The following is a 20,966-nucleotide window of genomic DNA, read 5'->3' on the forward strand; positions in this document are numbered from 1 at the left end:
TCGGGTCATGGCACTGACTTCTGAAGCGACGACGCTGTGGTTCGGGGATCTGACGAGCGGGTCGGGCACGACCAGCCTCGACTCCTCGGATGCCGGCGAGTTCCCGGTCACCTGGCAGGCGCGCTCGGAGGGCGAAGTCGGTCGCACCAACCCCGAAGAGCTGCTCGGCGCCGCACACTCGGCCTGCTACTCGATGGCGTTCTCGTCGGCCTTGGCGAAAGCGGGCCACCCGCCGGAGAGTCTGCAGGTCACCGCAGCGGTGACGTTCCAGCCGGGTGAGGGAATCACCGGCGTGCACCTGCTGGTGAGCGCGAAGGTGCCGGGTCTCGACGAGGCCGGGTTCCAGGCGATCGCCGAGGACGCGAAGCAGAACTGCCCCGTGTCGAAGGCGCTGACCGGAACCACCATCACCCTCGAGGCGAGCCTGGCGTAGGCCGGGCTGTCGATGAGTCGCATCGTCATCGCCGGCGCGTCCGGCCTGATCGGTCAGCCGCTCGTGCGCGCCCTGCGTGCGGGCGGTCATCGGGTGACCACCCTGGTGCGCCGCGCTCCGAAGTCGGCGAACGAGGTGCGGTGGGATCCGGATGCCGGTCAACTCGACCCCGCGGTGCTGACCGGGGCTGACGCCGTCATCAACCTGTCGGGGGCGTCGATCGCCCGCATCCCGTGGACGAACTCCTACCGTCGCGAGCTGGTGTCGTCGCGCATCAACGCCACCCGCCTGCTCGCCGAGACGATGGCGGGGATGCCGGCTCCGCCCGCCACCTTCCTCAGCGGTTCGGCGATCGGCTTCTACGGCGATCGGCCCCGGGTGCGACTCGACGACGACTCCCCGCGCGGCAGCGGCTTCGTGCCCGACCTCGTGCTGGCGTGGGAGCAGGCCGCCGGGCTCGCCCCACCGCAGACCCGGGTCGTGACGCTGCGCACGAGCGTCGTGGTGGCGAAGTCGGGCGGGTTGGCGCCCGTGCGGCTGCTCACCACGTTCGGCCTCGGCGCGCGGTTCGGGTCGGGGCGGCAGTTCTGGCCGTGGATCTCGCTCGAGGATGAGGTGCGGGCGATCGTGCACCTGCTCACCTCGACGATCTCGGGCCCCGTCGTGCTCGCCGGGCCCACACCCGCGACGGCCGACGAGATCACGGCGGCCTATGCCGAGGCCCTCCGCCGACCCCGCTTCCTCTGGGTTCCGGCGTGGGCGATCCGGCTGGCCCTCGGCGATGCGGGCGAACACCTGCTCCTGGCCGACGTGCAGCTTCAGCCCGTGCGCCTCGCCGCCGACGGGTTCGAGTGGCGGCACCGCACGGTGCGCGACGCGATCGACGCGGCGCTCGCCGGCTAGCTCGTGACGCGACTGAACCGGATCGCCTGCCGGGTCGCCCAGCGCGCGCGTCGGCGGTCACCCGCGGCGTCGTAGACGAGTCCGAGCCGGAACCAGGTGCGCCAGTCCTCCGGTGCGGCTTCGGTCTCGGCCTGGTACTTCGGGAACACCTCGGCGGCCGCGGCCCGATCGAGGCGGCCGCTCGGGAGCTGGGGCAGCTCCTCACTGGGCAGCCCGCCCTCGGCATCCAGTTTCATCCCGAGCCGTTCCGCCTGCACCGCGAACAGCAGCTCCCGGACGAGCGCCCAGATCGCCAGAAGCGGCAGCACGAAGAGCGCGACCCCGAGCCCCACCGCGACGGGTTCGCCGAGCCCGATCAGCAGCACGCCGTAGCGGATCGCGAAGATCAGGTAGAGCACGAGCAGCCCGACCATGAGCAGGACCGCGAGTTTGGTGCGCATGGAACCCCTACAACCCGAGGAGGGCGCCGAGACCGACGACGAGGCCGGTGCCCGGGGTGGCAGCGCCGAGAGCGAGCAGGATGCCGGGCTCGTACGACTCGTCGGAGAGCGTCTCGTGCACGATTCGCACCGTCTCCCCCGCCCCGCCCAGCACGACCTCCTGCCGGGCGCTGACCCCCGACATCCGCATCGAATGCACTGGAACGCTCGCCACCTGCTGGCCGCGGGCCCGCTGATCGGCGTGCGGAGCGGCGACCGGTCCGAGTTCGGCCCGCGCGGCCCCGATCAGTTCGGCGGTGCGGATGGCGGTGCCCGACGGCGAGTCGGTCTTGCCCGCGTGGTGGGCCTCGATGATCTCGATCGACTCGAAGTGCGGCGCGGCGAGTTCGGCGAAGCGCGTCGCGAGAGCCGACCCGAGCGAGAAGTTCGGGATGAACAGGGCCGTCAGTTCGGGGTCGGCGGCGACCCGCGCGGCGACGGGGGCGATGCGGTCGGCCGTCCAGCCGGAGGTTCCGACCACGATCGGGATGCCGCGATCGAGCGCCGCCTCGACGACTCCGGGCGAGACCGCCGGCACACTGACGTCGATCACGACGTCGGCACCGTCGAGTTGGTCGAGCGAGTCGCCACGACCGATGCGCGCATGCACGTCGAATCCCTCGCCCGCGGTGAGCAGCCGGTCGATCAACCCTCCCATGCGTCCCGTGGAGCCGACGATCGCGACGGAGGTGGCCATGCCCTCAGCTTAGAGTTGGCCCGTGCTGCAGTTCGTGCCGACGCCCACAGCTGACCCGATCGCCGACGAGCTACTCGGCGAGTACTTCACCAGCCGCGAGCTCGGGATGCCGGGCTACCGCACCTTCCGCCCCGATCCGGCCCTGTTCGTGCCTCCCGCCGGGGTGTTCCTGGTCGCGGAACTCGATGGGGCTCCCGTCGGCTGTGGCGGAGTTCGGATGATCGCGCCGGATCGCGGCGAGGTGAAGCACCTCTGGGTGCGACCGACCGCACGCGGCACCGGTCTCGGTCGGGCGATGCTGACCGAGCTGGAGCGTCGTGCCGCCGACCTCGGCGCGACCGAGATCGTGCTCGACACCAACGAGCGTCTTGAGGCCGCGCAGTCCCTCTACCGCTCGTCGGGGTACGTCGACATCCCGCCCTACAACGACAACCCGAACGCCACGCATTGGTTTTCGAAGGGTCTCGCTCCCCACCGCACGGCCTGAACGCCGCTCCGCGGCGTCCAGGAACCGGCGTCGTGGGCCCAGCCGCGCTGACGCGCGGCTACTCGACCACCCCGACCGGGGTCAGTAGGGCTGGGCGACGGTGAGGCCGGTGCGGATCTCGGGGGCCAGGTGCCCGAGGTCGTTGTGGGTGACGAGCACGGGCGGCTTCGCGGAACGCACCCGGATGATCGTCAACCCGCAGTTCGCCTGATTGACGCCGAGCCAGCGCCAGGTCGGGGCGCCGAAGGTCTCGCGCACGAACCAGCCGATCACGAAGTTGTGGGTGATGAGCAGGTCGTGGCGGTCACTTCCGGCCGGCGGCGTCATCCATTCGGCCAGCGCGTCGGACATCTGCGCCTCGCCGGCGGCGATCTCCTCTTCGGTGACTCCGCCGAAGAACGGCTCGAACGCGTGGGGCAGGTCGGGCGTCGGACCCGAGGGGATGCAGTCCATCAGCAGGGCCGACGGCTGCGGCTCGAGAGCGGGCAGGCGCTCCGTCATGATGCGCGCCGTCTCCTGTGCGCGCTGCAACGGCGAGGTCCACGCTCCCGTGAACGGCACGCCGCCGAGCCGCTCGGCGATCGCTTTCGCCTGCCGCACCCCGCGCGCGCTCAGCGGTCCGTCGGGCAAGCCGTGTTCGGCATCCTGCTGCTCGCCGTGGCGCACGAGATACAGATAGCGGGAAGGCAATTCGACTCCTTGAGCTCGTGAGGTCAGGCAGCGACGGCGGTGCCGTCGAGACCCGTGAGCGATGCGGCATCGACCGCGCCGACGGCGGCGATCGAGAGGGGACGGGCCGCGAGCTCCTCGGCGAGGTCGCGCACGGCGTCGACGGTGACGGATGCGATGCGACGCAGCGTCTCATCGAGGTCGACGAACTCTCCGGTCGTCAGCTCCGAGCGGCCGAGCCGCGTCATGCGGGTGTCGGAGTCCTCGAGGGCGAGGGCGGATGCGCCCCCGAGCTGCCCCTGGGCGCGCGCGAGTTCGTCGGCGGTGATGCCCCCCTCGGCGAGTCGGCGGAACTCATCGATCATGAGGCCGGCGACCTCCGGAGCCCGTTTGGGTGAGCATCCCGCGTACAGACCGAGCACCCCGGCATCGGAGTACGACGCCGCGAACGAGTAGACCGAGTAGGCGAGGCCCCGCTTCTCGCGGATCTCCTGGAACAGCCGTGACGACATCCCGCCGCCGAGCACCGAGTTGAGCACCGTGAAGGCCGGCCGGCGATCGTCGGCGGCGTGCACACCGGGCACCCCGAGCAGGAGGTTCGCCTGTTCCAGGGGCCGGTCGACGACCACGAGGGGGCTGCCGCGATCGATCACGTCGAACGACGGGTCGCGGCGGGCGACCGGATGAGCCGGCAGGTGAAGATTCCACTGCGCGGCCTCGAGCGCGGCGATCGTCCACCCCACCAGTTCGTCGTGGTCGACGGCGCCGGCAACCGAGATGACGAGGTCTTGCGGGCGGTAGTTGGCGCGGTAGTGCTCCCACACCGCCTCGCGGGTGACGGCCGAGATCGCTGCGGGGTTGCCGCCGATGGGTCGGCCGAGCGCGTGCCCGCCGAAGACCGCCTCGAAGAAGCGCTCGGAGACAACGTCCGACGGGTCGTCGTCGGCCATCGCCAGCTCTTCGAGGATGACCCCGCGCTCGCTCTCGAACTCGTCGGGGTCGAGCAGTGACGACGTGAACATGTCGGCGAGCACGCGCACCGCCATCGGCAGGTCGAGGTCGCGCACCTTCGCGTAGTAGCAGGTGTACTCCTTCGCCGTCATCGCGTTGTGCTCGCCGCCGACGGCGTCGAACGAGACGGCGATGTCCAGCGCCGTGCGCGAGGTGGTGCCCTTGAAGAGCAGATGCTCGAGGAAGTGCGTCGAACCGTACGTCACCGGCACTTCGTCGCGTGACCCGACGGCGACCCAGAATCCGACGGTCGCGCTCTGCGAGCCGGGCACCTGCTCGCTCAAGATGCGTACCCCGCTCGGCAGGATGGTACGCCGAACGCGCGAGCCACCGGATGCGGCGATCTCCAGCTCGGGCACGTCGAGCGGGAACGCAACGGCGCCGTTCATCCTGTCGAGCCTAAGTCATCCCGTTCGTGTGGCGCCGCCCCCCCCCCCGAACTGGAGGAAAGAGGACAGACAACTCTGTCTGTCCTCCTATGCTAGACTCGCTCAACGGATCTTCCCCCCGAGATCCCGTGGTCCCCGTGGCCAACCCGAGTGGTCGCGCGGAAAGGCCGTGTCCGCACCCCCCGGCGGGCACGGCCGCCACCCGCAGTACCGTGCCGACTGAGAGCAGCCCGTGTCCATCGACATCGAACCGCCCCTGACCCAGCTGCCCGAGGCGCCCGCAAAACTCCGCATCCTGCTGACGGCCGACGAGCTCTTCTACGACGAAGGCATCCGTTCGGTCGGCGTCGATCGACTCATCGCGACTGCGAACGTCACCAAGGCGACCTTCTACAAGCATTACGGCTCGAAAGACCGGGTGATCACGGCCTACGTCGACTACCGGCACCGGCAGGCCGCTGAGGAGTTCGCCCGCATCACCGCTGCGAACCTCAGCCCGGCGGCCGCGTTGACCGCGGTGCGGGACTCGATCCTCGACGCGATCGCCGCCCCCGGCTTCCGCGGGTGCCCGTTCATCAACGCCGCCGCCGAGTTCTCCGACCCCCAGCACCCCGTGCGGTTCGCGGTGCGCGAGCATCGCGAGTGGTACGCGACCGTCCTCGAGCGGCTCACCCGCGCCCTCGGACATCCGATGCCCGGCGACGCCGCCGACGAGCTCGTGCTCGCGCGCGACGGCGCCATGAGTGGCGGCTACGCCGGCGATCCGATCGCCGCGTCGACCGCGCTCACGCGCGTCTTCGACCGGATGGTCGCCGAAGCCGGCCACTGACCCCTAGCACGGCCCGGTGCCTCCCGAAAGGGCACCGAACCAGGACGGCGCCTCGCTAGGCTCGGGTCGCGCGGCATCCCGCCGTGCCCGACTGGAAGGCTGCCCCCATGGCATTGGAATTCAGCGTGGTCATCGATCTGCCGTTCATCATCGCGCTCGTCGGCGGCGTGCTCGCCGTGATCGACGCGATCACCCGGCTCCGCCGCGGCTCCACGATCCTGGCCATCATCCAGATCATCGCCTCGGTGCTGTTCGTGCTGTCGCTGTTCATCGCGAACGTGCCGTTCGGAGCCCCGCTCCTCGCGGTCGTGACGATTCTCATGCTGCTGCTGCAGCTCGTCTTCAGCGGGACCACCCGACGGGGCGGGGCCGCGATCACCGTGATCGCGATCATCCTGCTCGTCATCTGGCTCGTGCTGATCGGCGGACGCGTGATCATCCCGGGTGTGAACGCCTAAGCGCACCCGGCCGAGCCTCGGCCGCGCCGCCCGACCTTCGTCAGGCGCTGGCGCGGTCGAGGCTCATCAGCTGAGAGCGGGTGAGCCGCACGTCGACCGCAGCGACCAGGTCGAACACCTGGTCGACGGCACTCGCCGACACCACTGGTGCGACCACATTCGGCTTGCTGAGCAGCCACGCGAGCGCGACCGTGGCCGGCGGCGAGTCGTGTTCGGCCGCCACGGCATCGAGCGCCTGAAGCACCCGCAGCCCGGCTCGATTGATGTAGTGCCCCACCTCGACTCGTCGGGAGCCGTCGAGGTCGGACTTGGAGCGGTACTTGCCGGTGAGAAACCCGCTCGCCAGCGCGAACCGCGGCATGACCCCGAGATGGAGGTCGGCCGCGACCCGCGCGAGCCCCTCCTCGTACTCCCGCCGGAACATCAGGTTGTACTGATTCTGCAGCGCGACCATCCGAGCCACCCCGAGCTGCGCCGACGCGATCCGCGCCTCGATCAGCCGACTGCCCGTGTGGTGCGACCCGCCGAAATACCGCACCTTGCCGGCACGCACCAGCTCGTCGACCGCGAGCAGGGTCTCCTCAAAGGGCACGTCAGGGTCGTCGATGTGCAGGTACAGCAGGTCGATGCGGTCGGTGCGCAGCCGATGCAACGACGCCTCGACGGCCGCGGTGACCGCCCGCGCCGCCAATCCCGGGTGGTCGGCGCTCTTGCCGACCTTGGTGGCGAGCACGATGTCGTCGCGCGACCCGCGGGAACGCATCCAGTTGCCGATGATGATCTCGCTGCGCCCGCCGGCGTACGAGTCGGCGGTGTCGATGAAGTTGCCGCCGTAGGCGACGTACGAGTCGAGCACCCGCTCGCTCTCGACCGAGTCGGCCGTCCAGCCGAACACGTTGCCGCTGAGCGCGACCGGGAAGACCTGCAGATCGGAGGGGCCGACCTGTCGCCGCGCCGCGGGCGTCGCCCCGACGATCGCCCGGGTCTGCTCGGTCGTGATGCGCGTCGGCGAGGTCGTGACCGCGACGGGCCGTCGGCCCACCGGAACGCTCTCCCCGGTCATCTTGGCGCCTCCTCGACCCCGCTCAGTGCGACCTGCCGTCTGCGGGTGCGGCGTGTTGCTGAGCAAAGGTTAACGCGGCGTACGCAGACAGACCGGACGACGTGGCCGAATTGTTACGACTCGGATCGCCCCCAGTTCGCGGGACCCTGACGAGGTGAACTTCGTGTGAATCGAGTGTCGATCCCTCGCACTCGGCGCGCGCGCGACGTAACGTGAACGTCGCGCGGATGCTTTCCGCATCCGGAGCCGGGTCGTCCACAGCGCACGGACCGGCCGTTGCACTCCTCACTGAAGGGCCCGCGATCCCCCTCGACGATGAGCGGGATCGCGGCCCTTCGCCAATCGCCCCACGCGATTTCGGGGTTGCCGGTTGACAACCCACCCAACGTTGCGGGACCGTCGGGCGTCGAAGTAGGTGAGGGCCCATCCGGGCCGAGAGGATGCCATGACGACCGCAACCCCCGCACCCACCCGCTCCCGCTCGCTCGCCTGGTGGCTCGCCCCGAGCGGCGTGATCGCGGTTCTCGCGATCGGCATCCTCTGGGCGATCCCCCGCCCCGCGCAGGCCTGCATCATGATCTACCCGACGCCGCCGGAGTGCGCGACGGGCGGCGATCCGTCGACGGTGATCGTGTTCCTCGTGCTGATCGTCGCGCTGTACGCCGCGATCGTCACCTGCGCGCTGCTGATCCCCGCGCGACTGCGTCCGCTCGTGCTCGGCCTGCTGTCGGGGGCGCTCGGGCTGGTGATCCTGATCGGCCTCGCCGTGACTCTGACCGCGTCGCAGTCGCCGTATTACTACTACTGAGCGAGGCTGCAACGACGGATGCCGCCCCCGACTGAGCGGGGACGGCATCCGGTGAAGCGGGTGGAGATCAGACCTCGGCGGGAACCTCGGCGCCCTCGGCGGGCGCCTGGGGTCCGTCGGACGCGGCGACCGACGACTCGGTGTCGCCGCCTTCGACCTCGTCGACGACCGGGGCGAGCGACAGCTTGCCCTTGTCGTCCATCTTGGTGATCTCGACCATGATCTTCTGGCCCACGGCGAGCACGTCTTCGACGTTCTCGACCCGCTTGCCGCCGGCGAGCTTGCGCACCTCGGAGATGTGCAGCAGGCCGTCCTTGCCCGGCATGAGCGAGACGAACGCGCCGAAGGTCGCGATCTTGACGACCGTGCCCAGGAAGCGCTCACCCACCTCGGGGTTGATCGGGTTGCCGATCGCGAGCACCTGGGCGCGCGCGGCCTCGGCCGAGGGGCCGTCGACCGCGCCGATGTACACGGTGCCGTCTTCCTCGATCGAGATGTCGGCACCGGTGGCGTCCTGGATGGCGTTGATCGTCTTGCCCTTCGGGCCGATCAGCTCGCCGATCTTGTCGACCGGGATGTTGACGCTGATGACGCGCGGCGCGGTGGGCGCCATCTCGTCGGGGCCGTCGATCGCCTGGTTGATGACCGCGAGGATCGCCGTGCGGGCATCCTTCGCCTGGCCCAGAGCGCCGGCGAGCACCGACGACGGCAGGCCCGCGAGCTTGGTGTCGAGCTGGATCGCCGTGATGAACTCCGACGTGCCGGCGACCTTGAAGTCCATGTCGCCGAGCGCGTCTTCCGCACCGAGGATGTCGGTCAGCGCGGCATAACGCGTCTCACCGTCGACCTCGTCGGAGATGAGGCCCATCGCGATGCCCGCGACCGGAGCGCGCAGCGGCACACCGGCGTTGAGCAGCGACAGGGTCGACGCGCACACCGAACCCATCGACGTGGACCCGTTGGAGCCGAGCGCCTCGGAGACCTGACGGATCGCGTACGGGAAGTCCTCACGCGGCGGCAGCACCGGCACGAGGGCGCGCTCGGCGAGGAAGCCGTGCCCGATCTCGCGACGCTTCGGCGAGCCGACGCGGCCGGTCTCACCGGTCGAGTACGGCGGGAAGTTGTAGTGGTGCAGGTAGCGCTTCTTCGTGACCGGGGCCAGCGAGTCGATCTGCTGCTCCATCTTGAGCATGTTGAGCGTCGTGACCCCGAGGATCTGGGTCTCGCCGCGCTGGAAGATCGCCGAACCGTGAACGCGCGGGATGACCTGCACCTCGGCGTCGAGCGCCCGGATGTCGGTCAGGCCGCGGCCGTCGATGCGGATGCCTTCGGTGAGCACGCGGGCGCGCATGATCTTCTTGCTGACCGACTTGTACGCGGCGCTCACCATCGGCGGCACCTCGCCGCTGAGCTGGCCGGCTTCGACCTTCTCGTTGATCGCGGTCTTGACGCGCTCCTTGAGGGCGTCGTCGGCGTTCTGCCGCTCCTGCTTGTCGGCGATCTGGTAGACGTGCTTGAGCTCGTCGTAGGCGAGCTCGGCGACGGCGTTGTAGGCCTCATCCGAGTACGGCGGGAACAGCGGGAACTCCTGCACCGGCTTCGCGGCCTGCTCGGCGAGCGACTGCTGCGCCTTGATGAGCTGCGCGAGGAACGGCTTGGCGGCCTCGAGGCCCTGCGCGACGACGGCCTCGTCGGGCTTGATCGCGCCGGAACGGATGAGCTCCCAGCTGCCTTCGGTCGCTTCGGCTTCGACCATCATGATCGCGACATCCTCGTTGCCGCCTGCATCGGTGATGAGGCGACCGGCGACGGTGAGGTCGAACACGGCCTCGCTCAGCTGGCTGAACTTCGGGAACGCGACCCACTGGCCGTCGATGAGCGCGAGACGCACGCCGCCGACCGGACCGTAGAACGGCAGGCCGGAGATCTGCGTCGACGCCGAGGCGGCGTTGATCGCGAGGGCGTCGTAGAACTCGTCGGGCGCGATGCTCAGCACCGTGATGACGATCTGCACCTCGTTGCGCAGGCCCTCGACGAAGGTCGGGCGCAGCGGGCGGTCGATGAGACGGCAGACGAGGATGGCCTCGGTCGACGGGCGACCTTCGCGACGGAAGAACGAGCCGGGGATCTTGCCGGCGGCGTACGACCGCTCTTCGACATCCACCGTCAGCGGGAAGAAGTCGAACCCGTCACGCGGGTGCTTCCCGGCGCTCGTCGCGCTCAGGATCATGGTGTCTTCGTCGAGGTACGCGGCGACCGCGCCCTGCGACTGCTGCGCGAGCCGACCGGTTTCGAAACGGACGGTGCGCTTGCCGAACTTGCCATTGTCGAGAATGGCTTCGGCGAACTTGATTTCGGGACCCTCCAAGGGGGCACTCCTGTTTCTCTTCAGGAGCAGGAGCATGCACAGAACTACCCTCAGGGGCTCTGACTGGCCAACAGTAGAAGTGCTCTGACGCTCGAGGCTTCAGAAGACCACCACCGGTGACCAGCTCTGTGCCGGCCTGCTCCGGGTATCAGCTGTCGATTGACAGCCTCGGACATGCTAGCAGCTGAGCCCTGAATCGAGGCCTGGACATCCCCCGACGGCGGGTCTTGACTGGGGATATCCGCGTCATCGTTCGATCGAAGGAGATCCCATGACCACCGTCGCCCGCGTCACGACCATCACCGCCCGCAGCACGACGAGCTTCGAGGATGCCGCCCGAGAGGGCGTCGCACGGGCCAACAAGACGCTGCGCAACGTCTCGGGAGCCTGGGTGAAGGAGCAGAAGATGGAGGTCTCCGGCGGCGCGATCACCGCCTGGCAGGTCACCCTCGAAGTCACCTTCGTCCTCGACGACTGACGCGCGTCACCCGTTGTTCATCCTCCCGCGGTAACAAGGCGGCGTGGATGAGGTGACGCGCGTTCTCGTGGACCTCGCGTCGTCGCCCTGGTTGTATCCGGCGCTCTTCCTGCTGGTCGTCGTCGACGCGTTCTTGGTCGTGCTGCCGAGCGAGACGGTGGTGGTCGCTCTCGGTGCGCTCGCGGGCGCGACTGGGGAGCCGTCGGTGCTGTTGCTGCTCCCCGTCGCGGCGGCCGGCGCGATGCTGGGTGATTCGCTGTGCTACCTCATCGGCCGACGCGTCGGCATCGACCGCTGGGCGTGGCAGCGCCGCGGTCCGGTCGCCGCCGCCCTCGCTCGCGTGCGCACGACGGTGCTGCTCCGGCCCGCCGTGCTCATCTTCACCGCCCGGTACATCCCCTACGCCCGCATCGCGGTGAACCTCTCGGCGGGCGCTGTCGGGCTGCCGGTGCGGCGCTTCCTGCCGCTCACCGCGATCGCCGGCACGGCGTGGGCGGTGTACAACCTCAGTGTCGGGGCGCTGTTCGGTCGAGTGATGTCCGAGACGCCGCTGCTCGCGATCGGGCTCTCGGTCGTCGTGGCGATCACGCTCGGCGTCACCGTCGACCTCATCGTGCAGCGCGTCGCCGCGCGGCGTGCCGACCGCAGCCCAGCACCCGGTGCCGACCCCGCTTAGGCTTCCTTCATGGCCACCCGCGACCTGACCGCCGAGAACTTCGAGTCGACGATTCTCGAACCCGACACCGAGTCCGGCATCGTGCTCGTCGACTTCTGGGCGGAGTGGTGCGGCCCGTGCCGGGCGTTCGCGCCGATCTACGGGGCCGCCGCCGAGGACAACCCCGACGTCGTGTTCGGCAAGGTCGACACCGAAGCCAACCAGGACCTGGCGGGGGCGATGAACATCCGCTCGATTCCGACCCTGATGATCTTCCGTGACGGCATCGGGGTGTTCTCCCAAGCGGGCGCACTTCCCCGCCGGGCACTCGACGAGCTGCTCGGCCAGGTGCGTGCGCTCGACATGGATGCGGTGCGCGCCGAGATCGCGGCGCAGCAGGCCGCAGCGCCGACCGCGTAAGCTCGCATCCCATGGACGAGAAGGCTGCCGACACCTCCGCCTCGGAGGAGACGAAGCGCAAGTTCCGCGAAGCCCTCGAGCGCAAGAAGCAGAATGCGCAGAACCGGCCGGGCCACCTGGATGGCGGCTCCGCCGTCAACGGTACCCACGGGGCAGCCGGCAACAAGCGCGAATTCCGTCGCAAGAGCGGCTGACCGACCGGGATCTCCCCGCCGTCACCCCGTGACGACGGCAGGGCACGCGCAGTACAGTCGTGCCATGTCCGACACGTCGACACCTGAGCCCGCTGTTCCCGCCACGACGACCCCGGCCGAGCCGGTCGCCGTCACCGAGACCGCCGCCGAGCCCGCGGCCGTCGCCGAGCCCGCGGCCGTCGTCGCCCCCGCCCCGGTCGAGAAGAAGAAGCGCGGCGTCGGTGCCTGGTCGTTCGTGCTCGGCCTCCTGACCGCCCTCGTCGATCTCGCCTTCCTCGTCTTCGTCGTCGTCGTTCTGGTCGGAGCGATCGCCGACCTCACCAGCGGCGACCTGTCGGGTGTCGCAACGGCTCTCGGCGCGGCCGGCCTCGCCATCCTCGCTCTCGGCGTCTTCTTCGGTGGGTTCTTCACCGGCGGCCTCGCGGCGATTCTCGGTCTGGTCGCTCTCGTCTCGGGACGCGGCCGGGTGCTCGGCTTCTTCGGGCTCCTCTTCGGCGCCGCCGCGATCGCCGTGCGCCTCCTGCTGCTGTCGGCAGGCTTCAGCCCCGACCTCGGTTGAGTCTGCCCGTCGCCGAACCCGCACCGCGGAGCGGGTTCGGCATCGCCTCGCTGGTTCTGGGCATCCTGCTGGTCGTCGGGGTCGCCCTGTGGCTGATGACCGGCTCAGCCCTCTTCCTCGCGCTCGTCTGGGTGCTGCCGCTCGTGATCGTCGCGGCGATCGTCATCGGCGCCATCCATCTGGTGGTCGCCGTGCTCGCGACGGTGTTCGGCATCCTCGCCATCGCCCGCAACCGCGGCCGGATCATGGGCATCATCGGAATCGTGCTGACCGTTGCCGCGACCGCGGCCGCCGCGCTCGTCGCAGTCTTCTTCTTCGAGACACTGGGCGCACTCTCGCTGGTCTGACGGAGTACGGCGCCCTTTCGGCTCGTCGGTGGCACTCCCTAGGCTGAAAACCGTGGATCTCTCGACGCTCAGCTCAACCGTCACCGGCCGCGTGCTCACCCCCGGCGACGACGACTACCTCGAGGCGGCAACGGTCGCGAAGGGCCCGGGCAGCCCGGTCGCCGTCGTGCGACCTGCGGATGCGGCCGACGTCGCGACCGCCGTCGGTTTCGCCCGGGATGCCGGTCTCGCCCTCTCGGTGCGCAGCGGCGGCCACGACAGCCTCGGGCGTTCGACGAACGACGGCGGAATCGTCATCGACCTGCGTTCCCTCGCCGACGTCGAGATCGCGGGTGATCTCGTCACGATCGGCAGCGGTGCGGTGTGGGGCGACGTCGCCGCGGCCCTCGCCCCGCACGGCCTCGCCATCTCGTCGGGCGACACCCAGACGGTCGGCGTCGGCGGGCTCACCCTCGGCGGCGGCGTCGGCTGGTTCGTGCGGCTGTGGGGTCTCGCGATCGACAGCCTGGTCAGCGCCCAGGTCGTGCTCGCCGATGGGCGCGTGGTGACGGCGAGCGAGACATCCGAACCCGATCTGTTCTGGGCGATCCGCGGTGGCGGCGGCAACTTCGGTGTCGTCACCCATTTCACCTTCCGCGCGCACCCGTTGCCCGACGGCGTCGTCTCGGGCGCGATCGACTTCGCCCCCGACACCGACCTCGCGGCGGCGTTCACCGTGTGGCGGGACACGTTGCGCACCGCCCCCGAGCAGCTCTCGACGACCTACATGGGCATGCCGGCGTTCGGCGACATGCCGGGCTCGTCGCAGATCGTGTTCGTCTGGGCCGGCGGCGACGTCGAGGAGGCGCGGGATGCGATCACTCCCCTGCTGGGGATTCCCGGCGTGACGGGGCACACGATCGAACGGATGCCGTACGCCGAGGTGCTGCTCGCCGAGCAACCCGACGCCGCCGAGGTCGACGCGCCCGCGATCGCGATGGTCACCGACAACGGCTTCGCGGCCCGGTTCGACGACGCGTTGATCGCCGAACTCGCCGACGTGAAACGCGAGATGGGCGACACCGTGCTGATGGTGCGGCTGCTCGGCGGCGCCTATGGCCGCGTCGCGCCGGATGCGACGGCGTGGGGCTACCGCGACACCGAGGCGTGGATCATCTCGGTCGCGTTCTTCCCCGAGGGCGAGATCTTCGACGCCCACGCGCCGCGGATCCGGCAGCAGTGGGCCCGGCTCGACGCGTGGCTGAGCGGGATGTACGGCAACTTCTCCGACCTGCCCGACGCGGTCGAGAGGATGTACCCGCCGGCCACCCTGGCCCGCCTGCGGTCGGTCAAGGGCGCGTACGACCCCGCCAACCTCTTTCACCGCACGGCGAACATCCGGCCGTAGGTCTCGACACGCGGCCTTCGGCCGCTACTCGACCACCGAGGGGGTCAGTGGTCGGAGAGCACGATCACCTTGTCGCCGGCGGCGAATGCGCGCTTCTGGGTCTTCGTCGGGTTGACCGTCACCCCGTAGGCGCGCTCGCTGCTGCGGGCGAACTCGTCCAAGCGGAAGCCGATCGCCGTCTCGCCGCGGCGGCGGGCCGCCTCGAGCACGGTGTAGAAGTCGGCCTCGACTCCGACGGGAACGTAGAGGCTGGCGGGCCGCAGGTAGATCTCGGCTCCCGACGCCGAGAACAGCTCGTCGAAGACATCCGTCAGTCGCTTGTTCTCGCTGAGCTGCGACAGCATCAGGCTGATCAGCTGGTCGCTGACGATGAAGTCGTCGGCCTGGGTGACTTCGGCCAGTTCGCGGTTGCGGTCGTCGATCATCTCGCTGACCACGTTGAGGTCGGCGCCCTTCTTCACGGCGATGTCGCGCAGGTGAAGCAGCGTGATGAGGGTCTTCGCGTCGGCGCGCTGCGCGGGCAGGGTCTCCTTCGCGGCGAGCACGATGATGTGGTCGAACTCGTGCACGTAGAGGGCGTCGAGCACGGCACGGCTCGTCGGGTCGCCGCGCTGGAAGGTCACGTCGAGGTTGACCAGGCCGTCGAAGCCGGGCTGCTCGACATCCGCCACGATCGATACGCGTGACCGCGGCGTCGAGTAGCCGTCGAGCTCGGTGAGCATCAGCTGCAGACCCTCGTTGTGTCCGAGCACGAGGGTCGACTCGGGGGTCGCGGGGGCGACGACGGAATCGCTCACGACGCCGAGGTCGGGCGCACCCGGTTCGGCGAGCAGGATCGCGTCGTCGTCTTCGGCGATGACGATGATCAGGTCTCCGGCGGCGAGCACGGTGTCGGCGGCCGGGTTGAGCGTCACCTTTCCGCCCTGCACGAGGCCCATGACGGCGGAGGTGTCGAACGCGAGCTGCGCGTCGAAGTAGGTCTTGCCGACGAGGCTCGGCTGTTCGGTGAAGTAGATCTCGGCGCCGTCGAAGTCGAGCAGCTCGGAGTAGACGACCGAGAGCCCGCTCTGCCGGCAGGTCTGCACCGTGATGCGGCTGATCAGTTCGGTCGACAGCACCCAGTGCGCCTCGTCGCGGCCGACGAGCGTCGCGGCCTCGAGGTTGCCCGGATCCTGCAGCTCGCCGACGATGTGGTAGCTGCCCTCCTTGCGGCGGGGGTTGTTGGTGACGGCGAGGGCCGTCTTGATGACGGTCGAGTCGGGGTCGTCGGCTTCGTCGGGGGCGAGCACGACGATGCTGCGCGCCGTGTGCGGGTTCGCGACCTCGAGCTCGGCGAGGTTCATCGGGTCGCCGGAGCGCACGATGATCTTCGTCTTGCCGGTGTCGCCGACCTGGGCCTTGATGTCGTCTTCCATCTCGACCTTGTCGCGGTCGGCGAGGATGACGATGGCGCTCTTGCCGCGCGAGAGGTTGGCGATGCTGATCTCGCGCACGATCGGGAACACCTTGGTGCTCCAGCCGAGGATCAAGGTGTGGTCCTGCTCGAGCACGCGCGACCGGCCTTTGCGCAGCTCTTCGACCTTGCTGTCGAAGGCGCCCGACACGATGCCGATGAGGCTGGCCACGATGACGAGGCCGCCGATCGTGACGATGAGCATCATGATTCGGAACGGCCACTCCTGATCGCCGCCCATCGTTCCGGGGTCGAGGGTGCGCATGAGGCTGCGCCAGATGAGATCGAGGGGGCCGGTCGAGTCGTCGCCGAGGTTCTCGTCGTCGCGGATGAGCGTGAGCACGATCCAGGCGATCGTGCCGAGCACGACGACGAAGGCGACCGTCGCGACGCCGAGCAGCGCCATCAGGGCGACCGGGCCTCGCGACATCCAATTGTCGAACCAATAACGCAGACGTTCCCCGGCGCTGGGCTTGGTACTCATACGATCCTCCTGGTGCGGTGAGTGAACACTAGCGTGTGATCGTGACCTCCTCGCCGACCGGCGCGACGCCCGTCCCGCCCCCTCCGCCGCCGCCCGCGCGACCCCCTGCGATCACCCCGCTCGGCCTCGCCGCGCTCGTCGTCTCGTGCGTCTGCACGGCCTGGCTCGGGGTCGAGATCCTGCTGCGCACCGAAGACGCCGCCGACTGGCTGGTCTCGGCATCGTTCGTCGTCGCGATCGTTCTCGCCGCCGTCGTCGTCGTGCTCGCGGTGCTCGCCTGGCGGCAGGATCGCAAGCGCGGCGGCCTGTGGGGGGTCATCGCCGTCACGATGGCCGCGAGCGACCGCGCGTTCCTCGCGCTGTTCACGTTCATGGAAGGCTTGGGCTGATGACGGATCCCGACCCGTTCACCCCGCCGAGCGGGGCTCTGCCTCCCCGAAGCGGCGACGCGGCCCCGCCCCCGGTGCCGCCCGCGCCGCCGGTGCCGCCCGCGCCGGCTCTGCCCGCGCCCACCGGGCAGCCGATCGGCTCGACCTATCCGGCCATGATGATGCCGCCGCCCCCGCCGCGGCGACGGCCGTGGCTCATCCCGGTCATCATCGTCGGCGTGTTGGCCTTCGTGGGCCTCATCATCGGAGTCGCCGCTATCGCCATCCAACTGGCGAGCTCGCTCTCCCCGGCGGCCGACCCCGCTCCGGACTCCGCGCCGGTCGGTGAGCTCGACGACCTTCTCGAAGGCGATCCCGGGTCGCCGGTCGCCGTCGATCCGCTCGACTGCGGGGTCTGTTTCGGAATCGACGACGCGCGAACCCTCGAGATTCCCGCCGACGCTTACGCCGAGGTCGGCCTGCCGAACACCGACGACGAAGTGTACGAGCTCACGGCTGGTGAGGATCAGGTCGAGCAGACCAAATGGTGGAATGCCGACGGCGGGACTCCCGACACCTGCTACTTCACGTACCCCTCTGCGCCGTTGTTCTTCACCCCCGGTTCCGCCGGCGACCCCGATGCCGAAGCCGATCCCGTGTACTACCCCGATTGGCACTTCGACGCGTCGCAGTACTACGCACTCACGGAAGGCATCCGGGTGTTCGTCGACAGCGACGCGGCGACGACGTACCTCGCCGGGCTGGAGACAGCGGTCGCGGGATGCCACAACTACTCGTTCTCCGAGACGGGCTGGACGACGGTGGTGACCGCGGCCCCCGCGCTCGACGTGCCCGACAGCGTCGCCGCCTACGGCTGGGCGGAGAGCGGAGGCCTCAGTCGCTTCTACGGCGCCGACCTGCAACGCGGCAACCTCGTCGTGCGCCTGACCCTCAACAGCGACCCGGGGGGTCCGACCGAGGCGGAGTTCCGCCACATGGTCGAGGCCTACGCCGAACTGCTCGCGGAGCTCGAACCGGCGGGGTGATCCGGCGCCTCATCACCGTCGGCGACCCGCACCGTGGAGGCGGCGATGACGGCGACGGCGAGCCAGAACAGCCCGAGAACGACGAGCTGCGGGTCGTCGAGGAAACTCGGGATGGCGAGCGCGAACACGACGAGGGCGAGCACCTGACCGCCGGAGGCGACGAACACGTCGAGGGCGTGCCGGTCGCGGTCGTCCGCCAGCCGGGGAAGGAAGAACAGCACCGCGAGCAGCACGCCGACGACGAACACGACGCGGCCCTGCTCGGTCCACGCGGCGGGCAGCAGCCAGCCGGCGTGCACCGCCACGAGGGGCACGAGGGCGAGCCGCACGACGAGCCCCGTGCCGAGCGCCGCGCGCAACGCGGGCACGACGCCGGCGACGACCGCCACCGCCACGAGCGCGAGCATGACCTGCACCGGGCTGGCCGGGTAGCCGGCGAGCCCCGGCGGCAGCGTCACACCGGCCGCCCCGAGCAGGCCGTTGAGGGTGAGCGGGATGAGGTACGCCCCCGAGACGACCGCGAGCGCGCGGGCGGCGGTGCCCCGGAACGGCGGGAGCAACGCGACGACGGTGACCGCGACGACGCCGAGGAACTTGAGCGCCGCCACGACGACGGGCGGCACGTCGGGGCTGAAGAATCCGCCGATCGCCGCCGCGAGCACCATCCCGACGAGGATGACGGCGACGCCCACCGCGAGATCCGCGTTGCCGGCCACGGCGAGCGCAGCGGTGACGCGGCGTTCCCGCGCCCGGCGCAGCGGGACGCGCACCGAACGTGCCGCCACGACGACGAGCAGCGCGGCGACGGCGGCCGCGTGCACCCACGAGACCGGGGCCTTCGCGAGCGGGCTCCACAGCTCGGGATCGGGGGGCGGGAACAGGTCGCGCGCCACCGTGAGGCGTAGCGCGACGAGCACCACGACCGCCGCGACGATGCCGACCACCGCGAGCGTCGGCAGGTCGTCACGGAACAGCGGGCGCAGCCAGCCGACCCGTGACTCGGCGGCTCGGGCGACCCCGTAGTAGCTTCCGAAGGCCGCGAACGCCGCCGCGAACCCGAACAGCGCGATCCACGCCCACCCACCGGCCGCCGACGGGGTCGTGAGCTGGGCGACGAGCAGCACGCCCCAGATCGCCGCCGTCAGCAGGCCGACGAGCACGGTGCCCCCGGCGGTCAGCACCCCGGGCCGGTGCGCCGCGAGTTCGGTGAGGCCGAGCACCACGAACGCCGCTGCGGCGAAGACCCACTCCCGGTCGGCTGCGAGCGCGAGCACCGGAAAGCCACCCGCGGCCGCGAGGGCGAACTCCCGGGCCACCCGGCCGGGGCGCGCGCCGTCGAGCCGTTCGCGCAGCAGCAGGGCGACGAGCAGCGTGCCCGCGAGGATGCCCGCGGCTGCGACGACCAGCACCCGGATGCCGAGGGGCGCGGTGAAGATGCCGACGACACCCGACGATCCGGTCGGCTCAGCGACGATGCCGTCTGTCGCACCGGGCAGCAGGATGATCGCGGCGAGCACCACGGTGACCAGCCAGCACGCGACGACCCAGCAGAGGTAGGGCGCGGGGATGCGGTCGGGGCGCACCCGGCCGATCCGCTCGCCGAGGCTCACGAGGGTGGCGCCCGCGCGACTCATCGACCGTCGAGCGCCCGGTTGCGGGCCACGTGGTTGCGGACGACGCGGTTGCGGGCCGCCCAGCCATACCCTCCCGCGGCGACCGCGAACACGTACACGCCGAGCACCACCGTTTCGAGGGCGACGGGACGCCACCCCAGGGTGCCCCCGGTTCCCAGGGCGAGGAGGGCGCCGATCGCGACGACCGCTCCCCCGCCCACGCAGGCCGCCACGACGACTCGCGAGCCGGGAGCGATCGCGACGCCGAGAACGTAGCCGCCGAAAGCTCCGAGCGCGGCGAACGCGGCGACGACGGTGCCGAAGATCGCAGAGAGCAGCGCCGCGTAAGCCTGCACGCCGGTGAGCCCACCGGTCTGCGCCACCACCTGCCCCGCGGCGATCATCCACCCGCTCACGGCGCCGATCGCGACGGCGGCGATGCCGCATCCGATCAGTGCGCGGCGGGTGAGCAACCCGACGGGCCCGACCGTCGCGGCGCTCTGCTCAAGGCTGCGTGTCATGCGTCCGAGGGTAGGCCCTCGGACGCATGTGGGTCGCGAGGAACGCGAGCGACCGTGCCCAGGCGTCTGCCGCGGCGACCTCGTCGTACGACGACGGGTTGGTGTCGTTGAAGAACGCGTGCTGGGCGCCCGGGTAGATCTTCTCCGTGAAGGCGACGCCGGCATCCGTCATGTTCTGCCGGGTCTCGGGCAGGGTCGCCATGACGCGGGGGTCGTCTTCGCCGTACAGGGCGAGCACCGGGCAGGCGATGCGGGCGACGGTTTCGGCATCCGGGGCGACGCCGTAGAAGGGGATCGACGCGCGCACCCGCGAGTCGGCGGCGGCGAGCGCGAAGGCGTAGGTTCCGCCGAAGCAGAAGCCCGTCACCGCGATCCGGCCGTCGATGCCCGGCTCGGCGGCGAGGGCGTCGACGACGCGCCGCAACTTCGCGACCGCTCCGCGTGCGAACGCCGGTTCGCGGGTGGGAGCCATCTTCTCGCGCAGCAGGGCCTGCCCGGCCAGTCGCTTCTGCTCGTCGGGCTCATGACGCAGGGCGTCGAGTTCGGCACCGACCTCCGGGGTGATCCCGGCGTCACTCAGCAGATCGGGCGCGATGACGAGGTAGCCCTCCTGCGCGTAGCGGTCGGCGACGTCGCGGATGTGGGGCACGAGACCCCAGATCTCGTGGATGAGCACGAGACCTCCGCGCGGGGGAACCGGCGGCTCCGCCCGGTATGCCGTCACGCCGTCGAGGTCCGTCAGTGCACCCATGAGTCTGACGGTATCCAGATTCGGCGAGCTGTCGCTCTCCGAGGACGAGCGCCGCGACCCGCCGTCGACACGCCGGGTTCGCATCTTCGGTCATCG

General features: G+C 70.3%; 25 protein-coding genes. 15 read left to right on the forward strand and 10 right to left on the reverse strand.

The genetic code is table 11. The features are described from left to right. Positions 1-7 precede the first annotated feature (7 nt). Both IE173_RS05420 and IE173_RS05425 read left to right on the forward strand, forming a co-directional pair. Positions 8-433 carry an OsmC family protein gene (locus IE173_RS05420; protein ID WP_191282329.1) on the forward strand — a complete coding sequence of 142 codons (426 nt, stop codon included), beginning with the start codon at positions 8-10 and terminating at the stop codon, positions 431-433. Positions 434-445: 12 nt separating this feature from the next. Further along, positions 446-1,336 (forward strand): TIGR01777 family oxidoreductase, encoded by an 891-nt coding sequence (locus IE173_RS05425; protein ID WP_191282330.1) that lies wholly within the window; start codon positions 446-448, stop codon positions 1,334-1,336. On the opposite strand, the gene IE173_RS05430 is transcribed toward IE173_RS05425, so the two are convergent. Continuing rightward, positions 1,333-1,776 carry a hypothetical protein gene (locus IE173_RS05430; RefSeq protein ID WP_191282331.1) on the reverse strand — a complete coding sequence of 148 codons (444 nt, stop codon included), beginning with the start codon at positions 1,774-1,776 and terminating at the stop codon, positions 1,333-1,335. The two genes, IE173_RS05425 and IE173_RS05430, sit on opposite strands and share 4 nt — an antisense overlap. A 7-nt stretch (positions 1,777-1,783) precedes the next feature. Further along, positions 1,784-2,512, reverse strand: coding sequence for a 4-hydroxy-tetrahydrodipicolinate reductase (gene dapB / locus IE173_RS05435; RefSeq protein ID WP_191282332.1), 729 nt, complete (start codon positions 2,510-2,512; stop codon positions 1,784-1,786). Between the two features lie 22 nt (positions 2,513-2,534). Between dapB and IE173_RS05440 the strand changes: the two genes are divergently transcribed. Further along, entirely contained in the window at positions 2,535-2,999 is a 465-nt protein-coding gene (locus IE173_RS05440) for a GNAT family N-acetyltransferase (RefSeq protein ID WP_229841899.1), read from the forward strand. Positions 3,000-3,080: 81 nt separating this feature from the next. Here the strand turns inward: IE173_RS05440 and IE173_RS05445 are convergent, their stop codons facing one another. Next, positions 3,081-3,689, reverse strand: coding sequence for a histidine phosphatase family protein (locus IE173_RS05445; protein WP_191282333.1), 609 nt, complete (start codon positions 3,687-3,689; stop codon positions 3,081-3,083). A gap of 23 nt (positions 3,690-3,712) precedes the next feature. Further along, positions 3,713-5,068, reverse strand: coding sequence for a M16 family metallopeptidase (locus IE173_RS05450; RefSeq protein ID WP_191282334.1), 1,356 nt, complete (start codon positions 5,066-5,068; stop codon positions 3,713-3,715). 232 nt (positions 5,069-5,300) lie between these two features. On the opposite strand from IE173_RS05450, the gene IE173_RS05455 reads away from it, so the two are divergent. Together IE173_RS05455 and IE173_RS05460 are read left to right on the forward strand one after the other, a co-directional pair. Next, complete coding sequence (locus IE173_RS05455; RefSeq protein WP_229841900.1) at positions 5,301-5,897, forward strand: TetR/AcrR family transcriptional regulator; 597 nt, start codon at positions 5,301-5,303, stop codon at positions 5,895-5,897. Positions 5,898-6,004: 107 nt separating this feature from the next. Beyond that, positions 6,005-6,355, forward strand: coding sequence for a hypothetical protein (locus IE173_RS05460; protein ID WP_191282335.1), 351 nt, complete (start codon positions 6,005-6,007; stop codon positions 6,353-6,355). 40 nt (positions 6,356-6,395) lie between these two features. Here IE173_RS05460 and IE173_RS05465 read toward each other — a convergent pair whose 3' ends face one another. After that, positions 6,396-7,418, reverse strand: coding sequence for an aldo/keto reductase (locus tag IE173_RS05465; RefSeq protein ID WP_191282336.1), 1,023 nt, complete (start codon positions 7,416-7,418; stop codon positions 6,396-6,398). A gap of 445 nt (positions 7,419-7,863) precedes the next feature. On the opposite strand from IE173_RS05465, the gene IE173_RS05470 reads away from it, so the two are divergent. Next, positions 7,864-8,226 (forward strand): hypothetical protein, encoded by a 363-nt coding sequence (locus tag IE173_RS05470; protein WP_191282337.1) that lies wholly within the window; start codon positions 7,864-7,866, stop codon positions 8,224-8,226. A 67-nt stretch (positions 8,227-8,293) separates the two neighbouring features. Here the strand turns inward: IE173_RS05470 and IE173_RS05475 are convergent, their stop codons facing one another. Then, a complete protein-coding gene (locus IE173_RS05475) occupies positions 8,294-10,594 on the reverse strand; it encodes a polyribonucleotide nucleotidyltransferase (protein WP_191282338.1) in 2,301 nt (766 codons plus the stop codon). Between the two features lie 271 nt (positions 10,595-10,865). On the opposite strand from IE173_RS05475, the gene IE173_RS05480 reads away from it, so the two are divergent. From IE173_RS05480 to IE173_RS05510, 7 genes are all read left to right on the forward strand, one after another. After that, positions 10,866-11,072, forward strand: a complete 207-nt coding sequence (locus tag IE173_RS05480) for a dodecin family protein (RefSeq protein WP_191282339.1) — start codon at positions 10,866-10,868, stop codon at positions 11,070-11,072. 43 nt (positions 11,073-11,115) lie between these two features. Then, positions 11,116-11,748 (forward strand): DedA family protein, encoded by a 633-nt coding sequence (locus tag IE173_RS05485; RefSeq protein WP_229841901.1) that lies wholly within the window; start codon positions 11,116-11,118, stop codon positions 11,746-11,748. Positions 11,749-11,757: 9 nt separating this feature from the next. After that, positions 11,758-12,147 carry a thioredoxin gene (gene trxA / locus IE173_RS05490; protein WP_191282340.1) on the forward strand — a complete coding sequence of 130 codons (390 nt, stop codon included), beginning with the start codon at positions 11,758-11,760 and terminating at the stop codon, positions 12,145-12,147. A gap of 11 nt (positions 12,148-12,158) precedes the next feature. Next, positions 12,159-12,341: a DUF5302 domain-containing protein gene (locus IE173_RS05495; RefSeq protein ID WP_191282341.1), complete on the forward strand. Its 183-nt coding sequence runs from the start codon at positions 12,159-12,161 to the stop codon at positions 12,339-12,341. A gap of 64 nt (positions 12,342-12,405) precedes the next feature. After that, a complete protein-coding gene (locus IE173_RS05500) occupies positions 12,406-12,900 on the forward strand; it encodes a hypothetical protein (protein ID WP_191282342.1) in 495 nt (164 codons plus the stop codon). After that, entirely contained in the window at positions 12,897-13,247 is a 351-nt protein-coding gene (locus tag IE173_RS05505; RefSeq protein WP_191282343.1) for a hypothetical protein, read from the forward strand. The genes IE173_RS05500 and IE173_RS05505 overlap by 4 nt, the downstream gene beginning before the upstream one ends. A gap of 52 nt (positions 13,248-13,299) precedes the next feature. Next, on the forward strand, positions 13,300-14,634 hold the full coding sequence (locus tag IE173_RS05510; RefSeq protein WP_191282344.1) for an FAD-binding oxidoreductase: 1,335 nt from the start codon (positions 13,300-13,302) through the stop codon (positions 14,632-14,634). A 44-nt stretch (positions 14,635-14,678) separates the two neighbouring features. On the opposite strand, the gene IE173_RS05515 is transcribed toward IE173_RS05510, so the two are convergent. Further along, the gene (locus tag IE173_RS05515) at positions 14,679-16,571 is read right to left on the reverse strand and encodes a CASTOR/POLLUX-related putative ion channel (protein WP_191282345.1); all 1,893 of its coding nucleotides are present in this window, start codon (positions 16,569-16,571) and stop codon (positions 14,679-14,681) included. Positions 16,572-16,612: 41 nt separating this feature from the next. On the opposite strand from IE173_RS05515, the gene IE173_RS05520 reads away from it, so the two are divergent. Then, positions 16,613-16,960, forward strand: coding sequence for a hypothetical protein (locus IE173_RS05520; RefSeq protein ID WP_191282346.1), 348 nt, complete (start codon positions 16,613-16,615; stop codon positions 16,958-16,960). Then, positions 16,960-17,985 carry a hypothetical protein gene (locus IE173_RS05525; protein ID WP_191282347.1) on the forward strand — a complete coding sequence of 342 codons (1,026 nt, stop codon included), beginning with the start codon at positions 16,960-16,962 and terminating at the stop codon, positions 17,983-17,985. The genes IE173_RS05520 and IE173_RS05525 overlap by 1 nt, the downstream gene beginning before the upstream one ends. Here the strand turns inward: IE173_RS05525 and IE173_RS05530 are convergent. The 3 genes from IE173_RS05530 to IE173_RS05540 are packed head-to-tail and all read right to left on the reverse strand — an operon-like array spanning position 17,946 to position 20,870. Further along, positions 17,946-19,619 (reverse strand): hypothetical protein, encoded by a 1,674-nt coding sequence (locus tag IE173_RS05530; RefSeq protein ID WP_191282348.1) that lies wholly within the window; start codon positions 19,617-19,619, stop codon positions 17,946-17,948. The genes IE173_RS05525 and IE173_RS05530 overlap by 40 nt on opposite strands. After that, the gene (locus tag IE173_RS05535) at positions 19,616-20,119 is read right to left on the reverse strand and encodes a hypothetical protein (RefSeq protein WP_191282349.1); all 504 of its coding nucleotides are present in this window, start codon (positions 20,117-20,119) and stop codon (positions 19,616-19,618) included. The genes IE173_RS05530 and IE173_RS05535 overlap by 4 nt, the downstream gene beginning before the upstream one ends. After that, positions 20,103-20,870, reverse strand: a complete 768-nt coding sequence (locus IE173_RS05540) for a dienelactone hydrolase family protein (protein WP_191282350.1) — start codon at positions 20,868-20,870, stop codon at positions 20,103-20,105. The genes IE173_RS05535 and IE173_RS05540 overlap by 17 nt, the downstream gene beginning before the upstream one ends. Positions 20,871-20,966: the final 96 nt, after the last annotated feature.

Origin of the sequence: Pseudolysinimonas yzui, from assembly GCF_014653215.1 — a bacterium.
In the GTDB taxonomy this organism is placed as follows: domain Bacteria; phylum Actinomycetota; class Actinomycetes; order Actinomycetales; family Microbacteriaceae; genus Pseudolysinimonas_A; species Pseudolysinimonas_A yzui.

Bases quoted from the DNA above. Each gene is read 5' to 3' on its own strand.
- IE173_RS05480 (WP_191282339.1), top strand. From the start codon at position 10,866: ATGACCACCGTCGCCCGCGTCACGACCATCACCGCCCGCAGCACGACG.
- IE173_RS05535 (WP_191282349.1), bottom strand. From the start codon at position 20,119: ATGACACGCAGCCTTGAGCAGAGCGCCGCGACGGTCGGGCCCGTCGGG.
- IE173_RS05530 (WP_191282348.1), bottom strand. From the start codon at position 19,619: ATGAGTCGCGCGGGCGCCACCCTCGTGAGCCTCGGCGAGCGGATCGGC.
- IE173_RS05425 (WP_191282330.1), top strand. From the start codon at position 446: ATGAGTCGCATCGTCATCGCCGGCGCGTCCGGCCTGATCGGTCAGCCG.
- IE173_RS05495 (WP_191282341.1), top strand. From the start codon at position 12,159: ATGGACGAGAAGGCTGCCGACACCTCCGCCTCGGAGGAGACGAAGCGC.
- IE173_RS05540 (WP_191282350.1), bottom strand. From the start codon at position 20,870: ATGGGTGCACTGACGGACCTCGACGGCGTGACGGCATACCGGGCGGAG.
- IE173_RS05500 (WP_191282342.1), top strand. From the start codon at position 12,406: ATGTCCGACACGTCGACACCTGAGCCCGCTGTTCCCGCCACGACGACC.
- IE173_RS05450 (WP_191282334.1), bottom strand. From the start codon at position 5,068: ATGAACGGCGCCGTTGCGTTCCCGCTCGACGTGCCCGAGCTGGAGATC.
- dapB (WP_191282332.1), bottom strand. From the start codon at position 2,512: ATGGCCACCTCCGTCGCGATCGTCGGCTCCACGGGACGCATGGGAGGG.
- IE173_RS05465 (WP_191282336.1), bottom strand. From the start codon at position 7,418: ATGACCGGGGAGAGCGTTCCGGTGGGCCGACGGCCCGTCGCGGTCACG.
- IE173_RS05525 (WP_191282347.1), top strand. From the start codon at position 16,960: ATGACGGATCCCGACCCGTTCACCCCGCCGAGCGGGGCTCTGCCTCCC.
- IE173_RS05460 (WP_191282335.1), top strand. From the start codon at position 6,005: ATGGCATTGGAATTCAGCGTGGTCATCGATCTGCCGTTCATCATCGCG.
- trxA (WP_191282340.1), top strand. From the start codon at position 11,758: ATGGCCACCCGCGACCTGACCGCCGAGAACTTCGAGTCGACGATTCTC.
- IE173_RS05470 (WP_191282337.1), top strand. From the start codon at position 7,864: ATGACGACCGCAACCCCCGCACCCACCCGCTCCCGCTCGCTCGCCTGG.
- IE173_RS05430 (WP_191282331.1), bottom strand. From the start codon at position 1,776: ATGCGCACCAAACTCGCGGTCCTGCTCATGGTCGGGCTGCTCGTGCTC.
- IE173_RS05420 (WP_191282329.1), top strand. From the start codon at position 8: ATGGCACTGACTTCTGAAGCGACGACGCTGTGGTTCGGGGATCTGACG.
- IE173_RS05515 (WP_191282345.1), bottom strand. From the start codon at position 16,571: ATGAGTACCAAGCCCAGCGCCGGGGAACGTCTGCGTTATTGGTTCGAC.